The organism is Solicola agrisoli (genome assembly GCF_049059935.1).
Classification (GTDB): Bacteria; Actinomycetota; Actinomycetes; order Propionibacteriales; family Nocardioidaceae; genus JAURVT01.
Map to the genome: position 1 here is coordinate 16371 of NZ_JBMGQR010000058.1, position 10722 is coordinate 27092.

At 72.1% G+C, this 10722-nt stretch carries 9 protein-coding genes; 8 read left to right on the forward strand and 1 reads right to left on the reverse strand.

Going from position 1 to position 10722, the window contains the following annotated elements; genetic code table 11:
- Positions 1 to 117: 117 nt before the first annotated feature.
- Genes ACI6PP_RS17255 through ACI6PP_RS17280 form a run of 6 tightly spaced genes read left to right on the forward strand, consistent with a single transcriptional unit; the run spans position 118 to position 8236 of the window.
- Positions 118 to 1236: a heme/hemin ABC transporter substrate-binding protein gene (locus ACI6PP_RS17255; protein ID WP_421112854.1), complete on the forward strand. Its 1119-nt coding sequence runs from the start codon at positions 118 to 120 to the stop codon at positions 1234 to 1236.
- The gene (locus ACI6PP_RS17260) at positions 1233 to 2273 is read left to right on the forward strand and encodes a FecCD family ABC transporter permease (RefSeq protein ID WP_421112855.1); all 1041 of its coding nucleotides are present in this window, start codon (positions 1233 to 1235) and stop codon (positions 2271 to 2273) included. The genes ACI6PP_RS17255 and ACI6PP_RS17260 overlap by 4 nt, the downstream gene beginning before the upstream one ends.
- On the forward strand, positions 2270 to 3061 hold the full coding sequence (locus tag ACI6PP_RS17265; protein WP_421112856.1) for a heme ABC transporter ATP-binding protein: 792 nt from the start codon (positions 2270 to 2272) through the stop codon (positions 3059 to 3061). Before ACI6PP_RS17260 ends, ACI6PP_RS17265 begins: the two co-directional genes overlap by 4 nt.
- Positions 3058 to 4242, forward strand: a complete 1185-nt coding sequence (locus ACI6PP_RS17270; protein WP_421112857.1) for a hypothetical protein — start codon at positions 3058 to 3060, stop codon at positions 4240 to 4242. Before ACI6PP_RS17265 ends, ACI6PP_RS17270 begins: the two co-directional genes overlap by 4 nt.
- On the forward strand, positions 4239 to 6380 hold the full coding sequence (locus ACI6PP_RS17275) for a hypothetical protein (RefSeq protein ID WP_421112858.1): 2142 nt from the start codon (positions 4239 to 4241) through the stop codon (positions 6378 to 6380). The genes ACI6PP_RS17270 and ACI6PP_RS17275 overlap by 4 nt, the downstream gene beginning before the upstream one ends.
- On the forward strand, positions 6377 to 8236 hold the full coding sequence (locus ACI6PP_RS17280; RefSeq protein ID WP_421112859.1) for an Ig-like domain-containing protein: 1860 nt from the start codon (positions 6377 to 6379) through the stop codon (positions 8234 to 8236). Before ACI6PP_RS17275 ends, ACI6PP_RS17280 begins: the two co-directional genes overlap by 4 nt.
- Here the strand turns inward: ACI6PP_RS17280 and ACI6PP_RS17285 are convergent.
- Positions 8226 to 8825: a TetR/AcrR family transcriptional regulator gene (locus tag ACI6PP_RS17285; protein ID WP_421112860.1), complete on the reverse strand. Its 600-nt coding sequence runs from the start codon at positions 8823 to 8825 to the stop codon at positions 8226 to 8228. The two genes, ACI6PP_RS17280 and ACI6PP_RS17285, sit on opposite strands and share 11 nt — an antisense overlap.
- A 291-nt stretch (positions 8826 to 9116) precedes the next feature.
- Between ACI6PP_RS17285 and ACI6PP_RS17290 the strand changes: the two genes are divergently transcribed.
- Complete coding sequence (locus ACI6PP_RS17290; protein WP_421112861.1) at positions 9117 to 9650, forward strand: hypothetical protein; 534 nt, start codon at positions 9117 to 9119, stop codon at positions 9648 to 9650.
- 410 nt (positions 9651 to 10060) lie between these two features.
- Complete coding sequence (locus ACI6PP_RS17295; protein WP_421112862.1) at positions 10061 to 10297, forward strand: GNAT family N-acetyltransferase; 237 nt, start codon at positions 10061 to 10063, stop codon at positions 10295 to 10297.
- The last annotated feature ends 425 nt before the right edge of the window (positions 10298 to 10722 follow it).

A 10722-nucleotide genomic window follows, 5' to 3' on the forward strand; every position in this document is an offset into this window, starting at 1 on the left:
GACGATTCGTCACGTCGTACCGGATTATAAGTAAGCCTAGCCTGTGTTAGGTTCCCCTGACCTTGCATTGCCAAGGTCTCGTCCACCCGCATCCCGCAGCACCCATCCCGGAGACGCATGCCCGTCACGACCACGTACCGCCGCCGCTCGTCGACGGTGCTCGCCGCCGCGCTGCTCTTGCTCACGGCCTCCGGCTGCGGAGAGCTCCCGACGCCCGGACGCGCGCTCGACGCCGAGCCGCTCGCAGGTGGCGCCGCCACGCGGCTGGCCGACGCCACTCCCCTGGCCGACCCGGCCGCCTACGAGGGCCCCACGACGGCCACGCTCGACGAGTCGCCGATCGAGCCGGTCACAACGGGCGAGCAGCGGCTGCCCGCCCGAGTCACCGACGAGCAGGGCACCGAGGTCGTGGTCGACGACACGAGCCGGATCCTCGCGCTGGACCTCTACGGGTCGCTGTCGCGCACGGTGTTCGAGCTCGGGCTCGGCGACCGGGTCGTCGGACGCGACACGTCCTCGACGTTCCCCGAGATCGCCGATCTGCCGCTGGTCACCCACGGCGGTCACGAGCTGAGCGCGGAGTCGGTGCTCGAGCTCGCGCCCACGGTGATCGTCACCGACACCTCGCTCGGCCCGTGGGACGTCGTGCTGCAGATGCGCGACGCCGGCATCCCCGTCGTCGTGGTCGACTCCACCCGCGACCTCGACACCGTCGGCTCCCTGACGATGCAGGTGGCCACCGCGCTCGGCGTGCCCGAGGCGGGCCGCGAGCTGGCCCAGCGCGCGCAACGGGCCATCGACGCGACGCTCGCCGACGTCCGGGCCGTCGCGCCGCCGGAGGGCGAGCGCCTCCGAATGGTCTTCCTGTATGTCCGCGGCCAGGCCAGCGTCTACTACATGTTCGGCCAGGGCTCGGGCGCCGACTCGCTGGTCACGGCGATCGGCGGGCACGACGTCACGGCCGACATCGACTGGAAGGGCATGAAGCCGGTCAACGACGAGGGTCTCGTGGCCGCTCAGCCCGACGTCGTCCTGATGATGAGCAAGGGTCTGGAGTCCGTCGGAGGGGTCGACGGCCTGCTCGAGAAGATGCCTGCGATCGCGCAGACCCCGGCCGGACAGAAGCGCCGGATCGTCGACATGTCCGACACCCAGGTACTGAGCTTCGGGCCGCGTACGGCCGATGTCGTGGACGCCCTCGCGCGCGCCGTCTACGCCCCCGAGCCCACACCGTGACGCTCACCGTGCGCGCCGGCGCGCTCCAGGTCGGCCTGGTGATCGCGCTCGTGCTGGTCAGCGTCGTCGCGGCCGGGTCGGGCCAGCTCGACCTCTCCCCCGCCGAGGTCACGGGGTCCTTCCTGCACCGGCTTGGCCTCGACCTCGGCCCCATGCCCGCGCACCCCAACGGCGACGCGGCACTGTGGTCGATCCGGTTCCCGCGGGTCGCGATGGCGCTGATCGTCGGGGCCGCGCTGGCCTGCGCCGGCGCGCTCATGCAGGGCGTCTTCGGCAACCCGCTGGCCGAGCCCAGCATCGTCGGGGTCTCGGCGGGGGCGGCGGTGCTCGCCGCCGCGGTGATCGTGTTCCAGGTCAGCATCCTGGGGATCTGGACGGTGCCGGTCGCCGCGTTCGTGGGCGGGCTCGTCACCACGCTGGTCGTCTATGCGCTGTCCCGCGCGGACGGTCGCACCGAGGTCGTCACGCTCGTGCTCACCGGCATCGCAGTCAACGCGGTCGCCGGCGCCTGCCTGGCCTTCCTGATGTTCGTCGGCGACACCCAGGCCCGCGAGCAGATCGTCTTCTGGCAGCTCGGCAGCCTCAACGGCACCCGCTGGCCCTACGTCGGGGCCGCCGCGCCGCTGTGTCTGGTCGGCATCGTTGGGGCCCTGCTGCTCGCCCGCCGCCTCGACCTTCTCGCTCTCGGCGACCGCGCGGCACGGCACGTGGGTGTCGACGTCGAGCGGCTGCGGGTCGTGACCGTCGTCCTGGTCGCGCTGCTCACCGCCGCCGCCGTCTCCTTCTGCGGCATCATCGCGTTCGTCGGGCTCGTGGTGCCCCACCTGGTGCGGATGGTGGTCGGCCCCGCCCACCGCGTGCTCGTCCCGGCGAGCGCCCTCGGCGGCGCGCTGCTGCTCGTCGTCGCCGACCTCGTCGCCCGCACCGCCGTCGATTACGCCGACCTGCCCATCGGCATGCTGACCTCGCTCGTCGGCGGCCCGGTGTTCTTCTGGCTCCTGCGCCGCGCGCGCCGCTCCGCGGGGGGCTGGGCATGATCCGCGCCGAGCGCGTCGCGGTCGACCTCGGCGGGCGCGCGGTCCTGGACGGTGTTGACCTCGAGGTCGTCCCCGGCGAGGTCGTCGCTCTCGTCGGACCCAACGGCGCCGGCAAGTCCACCCTGCTCGCGGTCCTGTCGGGCGACCGCGCCGCCGCGTCGGGCCGGATCGTGCTCGACGGCGACGACCTCGACGACTGGCGGGTCGACGACCTCGCCCGTCGCCGCGCGGTGATGCTGCAGGAGCACCGCCTGTCATTCCCCTTCACCGTCGGTGACGTCGTTCGGATGGGACGCGCCCCCTGGCGCGGGCTGCCCGAGGAGGACGACGACGAGACCGTCGTCGCCCGCGCCCTGGCCGCCACCGACGTCGCCCACCTCGGCACGCGCACGTTCCCGACGCTGTCGGGCGGTGAGAAGGCGCGCACCTCGTTCGCCCGTGTGCTGGCGCAGGGCGCCGGCCTGTTGCTGCTCGACGAGCCCACCGCCGCGCTCGACATCGGCCACCAGGAGCGGGTGCTGACGCTCGTCCGCGAGCTTGCCGCGCAGGGGCACGCCGTCGTCGTCGTGCTGCACGACCTGTCTCTGGCCGCTGCCTATGCCGACCGGGTGTGCCTGCTGTCGGGCGGCCGCGTCCGCGCCTGCGGCACGCCCGCCGACGTCCTCGACGCCGACGTGCTGTCGGAAGTCTACGGCCACCCGGTCGAGGTCTTCGCCCACCCCGTCAGCGGCGACCTCGTCGTCCTGCCCCGCCGTTTCGCCGCCCAGCCCACGAGGAGCACCCGATGACCCGATGCCTCCCCGCCCTCGCGGTCGCGGCCGCGCTCGCCACCTCGACCGTCGCGCTGACCGGCGCCCCGGCGACCGCCGACCCACGCGTCACCGTCTCGCCGGCGTCGGGGGTCGCCTCGAGCGGACCCACGACGCTGCGCGTGACCGGCAGCGGGTTCCAGTCCGTGAAGGGAGGCTTCGGCGGCATCTACGTCTTCTTCGGGTGGGTCGACGACCCCGACGGCGGCTCCTGGCGCCCGAGCCGCGGCGGCGTCACCGGAGCGGACTACCGCTACGTGCCCGACAGCGAGGACCGCGAGAACCAGGGCTACCAGCGCTTCGTGGCCTTCCCCGGCAGCGACACCGAGTACGCCGCGAACGGCGGCACCATCGGGGCCGACGGACGGTTGTCGCTGTCGCTGGTCGTGCCCGGTGCGACGTTCTCCGCGCTCGACCGTGACGGGGCCACGACGCAGGTCGACTGCCGGGAGGTGACGTGCGGCGTGATCACGGTCGGTGCGCACGGCGTCAAGAACGCCCGCAACGAGAGCTTCACGCCGGTGTCGTTCGCGGCCGGCGAGTCCGGTGCCGTTGCGGCCGCGCCGTCCGCGGCCGCCACCGCGGCACCTGGGCAGGCGGCGGCCGCCGTCACCGCCGCCAAGCCGACGCTCGCGATCGACCAGGCGACGGCTGTCGAGGGACGGGTCCTCACCTTCACCGGGCGGGGGTTCCGCGCGGGCGAGCAGGTGGTGGCGACGCTCGACGACGGCATCGCGTCCGTCGGCCCGCTCACCGCGGGACAGAGCGGCGAGGTCGCGGGTGTCCTGCAGATGCCCGCCACCACCCTCGCCGGCAGCCACTTGCTGCGCCTCACCGCACCGGCCAGCGGCGCGTCGCCGGTGCTGGCGTTCGACGTCGCCGCGGCGCCCGTCGCTGCCACGACGGACGACAACGCCGAGGCGGCCGCCACCCCGGCGGGCACCGTGCGCGCCCGGTGGTTCCTCGCGCTGTCGGTGCTCGTCCTCTTGATCACCACGGCAGTGTCGCTGTGGCGGCTCTCGCGTCGGCGCCGGATCGCGCGGGTCGAGGCCCGTCGGGCGGGCCGGGCGGCCGCTCCCCCGCCCCTTCCCGTCCAGCGCCCGCCCGCAACACAGACGCTGACGACGCTCGTCCCCGTGCCGAGCCGGGGCGAGCAGTGATCCGCCGCGTGCTCGTCGCCGTCGCGGCACTGGGCCTCGTCCTCGCGTCCTCGGCGCTCGCTGCCCCCGCAGGTGCCGCCGACACCGAGGCCCGCGCGATCGGGGGGTCCGTGCTGCGCTGGGGTCTGAGCAACGAGACCAACAACCGTGCGTTCGCGCCTGGCACCTTCAACTACCTGTCGGCCGGCATCCTGCCGAACCCCGGCCGGGGCGGCACCACGTTCCCGCAGAGCGTCTGGAAGCAGCGCAGCGGCGACGCCGCGATCGAGAAGAGGCAGGCCGGCGGCGGCTACGCGGCCGCCACCTGGGCCGGGCTGCGCACCGACGCGTCCGGTGTCGAGATCTCCTCGGCCACGTCGGGCCGGTTCACCGACCACCAGGTCGTGCTGTCGGGCGGCACCGGATGGGCCGACCCCACCACCGGACGCGCGCAGGTGCGCTGGGACGCCGACTTCACCGTCGTCTACTACAGCGGGTACACGTTCTTCCACGTCAGCGACCCGACCCTGAGCGTCGCTGCCGACGGCACCGGCACGCTGACGGCCACACTGTCGGGCTACGGCTCGTCGATGGAGGACCTCGAGCGCTGGGACGCGATCGCGCCCCGTCGGGTCGTGCTCGCGACGCTGGGCGACGTCGACGTCACCGCGGACGGCGTCCGGGTCATCCCCGACTACGCCGGCGTCCGCTTCGACGCGCCCGCGGGCGTCTCCGCCCAGGTGCGCTCGGGCAGCGGGTGGGGTGCGTGGCCCGCGTCCTTCACCGCGTTCCAGGTGCAGACCGGGCAGGCGCCGTACTGGTACACCAGCGGCGGTTCGTCCGACGCCTACAAGGTGCCGCTCCCGATCACGACCACCTGGGCGCTCGGCGAGCGCCTCGAGATCGACCCGGTCGACCCGTCCACCGATCCCGTCGACCCGGTGACGCCCACGACGCCGCCCACTCCGCGACCCACGACACCCGCGCCCACGACCGGGATGGGCGGCGCCACCGGCGGCACGAGCACGAAGACCGTGAAGGTCACCGACGCGCAGCTGCGGTGGGGCATGAACGACGAGTCCAACAACCGCGCGTTCGCACCGGGCACCGTCAACTTCTTCTCCGCCGGCAAGGTGCCCGACCCCGGCAAGGGCGGCACCACCCTGCCGCGCTCGGCGTGGAAGGCGACCGCGGGCTCGGTCGCGATCGAGAAGCGCACGACGTCGGGCGGCTACCGCCGCGCCACCTGGGACGGACTGGGCACCACTGCGTCAGGGGCGGCGCTGGGGGCGCCGGGAAGCAACACCGAGTTCTCCGACCACCAGGTCGTGCTGGGCCGGGGACGCGGGACCGTCGAGCCGGCCAAGAAGCGCGCCACGATCTCGTGGGAGGGGTCCTGGACGGTCCTCTACTACTCCGGCATGAGCTTCTCGTACGTCAGCGACCCGGTGCTCCAGGTGCGCGACGGCAGGGGCACCGTCACCGCCGAGCTCGGCGGGTTCTCCACCTCGATGGACGACCTCGCGCAGTGGAGGCCGCTGACACCCAGGCGCGTCGTCATCGCCGACCTCGGCACCGTGTCGCTGACCGGCGCCAAGGGCACGAGTGTCACGCCCCGCTACGGCGGCGTCCGGTACACCGCCCCCGCAGGCGCCACCGCGCAGGTGCGCAGCCGGGCGGGCTGGGGGTCGTGGCCGGCGTCGTTCGTCGACTTCCAGCAGCGCACCGGGCAGGCCGCCTACTGGTACTCCAGCGGCGGGCAGACCGACGCCCACAAGGCACCGCTCCCCCTGACGGTGAGCTGGGACGCCACGAGCCCGGCCACCCAGCGCGTGCCTGACTCGCGCGCCTCGGCAGGCACTGCCGCCGCAGGGTCGGCCGCCGGCGCCGGCGGCGTGTCCCCCGCGCAGGCCACCGGCCGCCCCGGTGCCGCTGCACCCGCCGTGCCCGCGGTCCCGACCGTCCAGGGCCTGGCGGCGTCGCCGACCTCCACGACGCTCGAGGGCGCCACCGTGCGTCCCGTCGCCACCGCCACCGGCCCCGTCGCCACGTGGATGTGGTGGACCGGGGCCGCCCTGCTGATCCTGTCCGCCGCCGTCGGCGCGGTCACCACATCGTCCGGCCGCCGGCCGGCCGTCACCGAAAGAGGAATCCGATGACCCCCACCGTCCGACGGCGCCCCACGCGCCGACGTCTGGCGTCCCTGCTCGCCGCCGCGCTGGTCGCCGGCGGCGTCGGCGCCGCCGTGCCCAGCTCCGCGCTGGCCGCCACGTCCATCGACGACGCCACCTTCACCTGGGGCCTGAGCGGCTACGCCCAGAAGGGCATCTTTGGGCCCTGGACCTTCAAGGCGCCGACCGGCAATGCCACGACGCTGACGGGCTCGGTCTCCGGTGGCACCCAAGGCGAGTACGTCGTCGACGGCCTGCCCTCGACCTCGATGCCGGCAAGCAGCCCGCAGAAGACCCCCAACGCCGTGAAGTTCGTCAAGGGTGCGGGCACCGTCGACCGCCGGACCGGTGCCGCCGACCTGTCGTGGAGCGGCAGCTACACCGTCAACGCCTACCCCGCGCAGTTCAAGGCACCCGACGAGATCTACGCCGACCCCGAGCTCGACGTCGCGGCCGACGGCTCGGGCACCCTGACGATGAGGTTCAACGTCGGCGCCGGCCAGGACATGGAGGGCAACCCGACGCCCGCGACGGCGCCGCAGCGCCTGACCGTCGCGACGTTCGACGCCGGCTCGGTGGCCGTGACCGGTGACGGCGCCATCCGGGTGACCCCGGACTACCAGGGCGTCCAGGTCGACGTGCCCGCGGAGGCCGGCAGCGCACAGACCCGCGCCTGCAACACCGACGGCGGCGCGACCGGCACCTGGGGCTCCTGGCCCGCCGACCTCGTCGCGGCGGTCCCGGACTCGGTGCGTCCGCACTTCTACTCCACCGGCTGCGCGGGCATGCAGGACAACAAGCCTGCGCTGCCGTTCGACGTCGCCTACTCGCTCGACGACCCGTCGGTGACCGTCTCGAAGACCACCCTGCTCCCCACGGGCGAGCAGCAGGTCACCGTCACGGGCCGCAACTTCGACCCGAGCCTGGCCACCGGCGGGCGCCCGCCGCTCGCGGGCAAGCCCGCCGGCACGTACGTGGTGTTCGGGCGCTTCGCCGACACCTGGAAGCCGTCGGCCGGCGCCACCAGCGCGGCCCGTCCCGCCGCGTCCCAGAAGTGGGCGGTCTCGGCCGCCGACATGGCGACAATCGGCGGCGCCAACGCCGGCGCGGTCGAGCTCACGGCCACCGGCAGCTTCAGCACGACGCTGACGATCGACAAGGCCGCGGCCGACGCCAAGTCCACCACCGGCACCTACGGCATCTACACCTACGCCGGCGGCGGGGCCGTCCAGCCGCTCTACGAGACCGCCACCCCGGTCACGTTCGCCAAGGCCCCCGCCACCGTCAGCGTCGGCGCCCCCACGCGCACCACCTACGGCGCGGGCTTCACCATCACCGTCGGCGTGACGTCCAGCGCACCGGTCATTGGCACGGTCACCCTGCGTGACGGCTCCACTGTCGTCGGCACCCGCACGCTGACCGGAGGCAGGGCCACGTTCGCCCTGCCCGCGTCGTTTGGCGTCGGCACCCACCGCCTCAGCGCGACCTACTCGGGTGCGGACAACCTGGCGACCGCCGTCTCGGCGGCCCGCGCGGTCACCGTCGCCAAGCTGGGCTCGAGCGTCAACGGCTCGTTCACCAAGCGCCCGACGACCAAGCGCGCCGGCACCGTCAAGATCCGTGCCCGCTCGGCTCGTGCCGGGCAGACGCCGACCGGCAAGGTCACCGTGGTCGTTCGCAAGGGCAAGAAGCGCTACGTCATCACCAAGACCCTGTCCAAGGGCGTCGCGACGCTCAAGGTGCGCAAGCTGGCCAAGGGCACGTGGACGGTCACCTACAGGTACGCCGGCAACGGCACGCACACGACGTCGACCAAGGCCGTCAAGGTGAAGATCATGAAGTAGCAGCACCAACGGCGCGGAGGACGAACTCCTCCGTCGCGGTGACCGCAGCGTCCCGGTCGGGACCCGCCTCGGCCGGGACGCTGCGTCCCTGCAGGCACGCGTGCACCAGGGCCACGCTCGTCGTCAGGTCCTGCTGCACCAGCTCGCCCGACGCGACCCCCTCGGCCAGAATCCGTCTCAGCACCCGCTCCACCACCACGACGTGCTCGCGGATCGTCGTCAGCGCCGGCCGCGACAGCAACGCATACAGCTCGGGCCCCAGGCCCAGGTGAAACCGGTCGGACAGCGCGACGTGCTGACGGACGTAGATCCGCAGCGCCTCGGTTGACGAGGTCGCCACCAGTAGCGCCGCCTCCAGCTCGGCGACGTAGCGCCGCGTCTCCTTGGTCGCGAACGCCACCACCACCGACTCCTTGTCCGCAAAGTGGTTGTACAACGACGTGCGTCCCACCCCCGCCCGCGACGCGATGTCGGCCAGCGTCACGGCGTCGTACCCCCGCTCGGCCACCAGCGCGGCGAACGCCTCGAACACCCGCTCGCGCACCTGCGCACGGTGCGCCTCGAGCGAGCCGCCAGTGATCCTGGGCATGGGGTCAACCTACGGCCGACCACCGCGGGACACCCGCTCGCGCCTCCCAGGCTGCTCGTTGATGCGCGAGCTTCGACTTCAGCCGACCGTCAGGCGGAGGCTTGCCCGTGGCGGGATCGGCGTGCGGGACGCGCCAGACGAGCCCGGTAAGCGATTGTCGTCATGGCCTGCGGGCCCTGCCCCGTCTGGAACGTGAGGATCGCAGAGTTGCGCGGATCGGCGCGGTCCGGGGCGTGGCGATGATCCCCGAATCAGATAGACGGGACGGCGTCCGTGCCTGACGATGAGCTGATGAACCGTCCGGAGCTCGATGTGGTGGGCCGCCACGGTCAATGGGCGGACCTGAGAGTCTTGATCGACGGAATCGAGTCACTGAAGGGAACTGACGACAGTTTCGGTGCGGACGAGATCTTGAGGTCGGGGGCTCTCCTGCCAATCAATCCGCCCCGTCGCATCGCGCTGTACACCTGCTCGTGTGGTGCAACCTGTTGTTCGAACGTCTCGGTCATCGTCTCGCGCGACGGAGATTGCATCCGATGGTCTTCTTTCATGTCCATCACCGGCGAGTTCGACAACGTGCTGCCGCCCGAAGACGACCCTGATCCTCTGTTGAACGACGAGGAGGATGACATCTTCCGGCACCCGCTGGAACTGCCTGACCTGGCATTCGACGCGACTGAGTACCTGGCTGAAGTCAAGGCTGCTCTTCGCCAGCTCGAAGAGCTGGACGCAGGGCCGCCGACAGCGCAGCTCGATCCCGAGGCAGACGGCCGCCGCGGCCGATCGCGAGTCGTTCCAGCTGCCCTGAGGTACTTCGGCCGCTGACGGGGCCGGTGTGCCTTCGCCGCCGACGGCACACCTGCCGCCCAGACCATTCGCGAGGGGCCCGCTGCGGATCCGCATGCGGATCCATACCCGACTGCTTGCAGCGATCGAGCGTGGTGGTTCCAGGCGCGTCGGTGAACTCACCTCACATCGGTTGGCCTCCTGATGCGAGACCCGGGAGGTCCCGATGGACGACTTGTGGGCAGCAACACTGGCTGACGCGGTCGCGCTACGCGACCTCGAACGAGCCGCAAGCCTCCAGGCCTTGGGGCACATCTTCCCGCCGTCGCAATTCCCTTACCCCGATGACGGGGTCCTGCAGCGGTGGCGGGTCCTGCTGAGCGAGAAGAAGGTCAGGGTCGGCGTCGTCGACGACTCGTCTGGGCTGGCATGTCTGATCGCCTGGGACAATGAGCTCATCCGATACCTCGCTGTCGCCCCAAGACGTTCGGGCGAAGGGGCTGGCCAGATCCGCACTGACACATGTGCTCGACCAGTCGACGGCCCGCCGGTTGTGGTGCCTGGCCGACAACCACCGAGCACGCGGCTTCTACCAGCACCTCGGATGGCATCCGTCCGGATCCAGCCGGCCAGTCGAGTGGCCGCCGTACCCGCTCGAGATCGAACTCGCCGTGACGTCGCACTGACCCGCACCGCGAGGCGGAGCGACCGGTAGCCGAACGTTAGGTGGTCCGCGATCTACTACCCGTGCTCAACCGGTACGCGGAGTTTATGGATCAGGTCGCGTGGCACCTTTGAAGAACACCACCGGGAGCGAGCCGTGGACATGAGCCCAACGGCCGCTCTCAACGTTGGAGCAAGAGGCCGGGGCCCGTGGGGGCTCGACCACCCTCGCGACCCCGTCATCGTGGAAGTTTGGGGGGCCACGCTCCCCCACTCACATTTGGGTCGGACTGCTTCCGCGTGACCTTGATGACCACGAGACTGCCATCATCTTTCTCAGCCCATCAGTCGTCGAGCCCGCCGCCCGACTGTGGACGCTGCTGCGTCGAGCGTTGAGTCGCTTGAGTCGGATGGCGCCGCGATTTTGAGTTCCGAAGGCGACGAGCCA

Coding starts and splice junctions, on each gene's coding strand:
- ACI6PP_RS17295 (WP_421112862.1), top strand. CDS start 10,061: ATGAGCTCATCCGATACCTCGCTGTCGCCCCAAGACGTTCGGGCGAAG.
- ACI6PP_RS17265 (WP_421112856.1), top strand. CDS start 2,270: ATGATCCGCGCCGAGCGCGTCGCGGTCGACCTCGGCGGGCGCGCGGTC.
- ACI6PP_RS17285 (WP_421112860.1), bottom strand. CDS start 8,825: ATGCCCAGGATCACTGGCGGCTCGCTCGAGGCGCACCGTGCGCAGGTG.
- ACI6PP_RS17290 (WP_421112861.1), top strand. CDS start 9,117: ATGAACCGTCCGGAGCTCGATGTGGTGGGCCGCCACGGTCAATGGGCG.
- ACI6PP_RS17280 (WP_421112859.1), top strand. CDS start 6,377: ATGACCCCCACCGTCCGACGGCGCCCCACGCGCCGACGTCTGGCGTCC.
- ACI6PP_RS17255 (WP_421112854.1), top strand. CDS start 118: ATGCCCGTCACGACCACGTACCGCCGCCGCTCGTCGACGGTGCTCGCC.
- ACI6PP_RS17270 (WP_421112857.1), top strand. CDS start 3,058: ATGACCCGATGCCTCCCCGCCCTCGCGGTCGCGGCCGCGCTCGCCACC.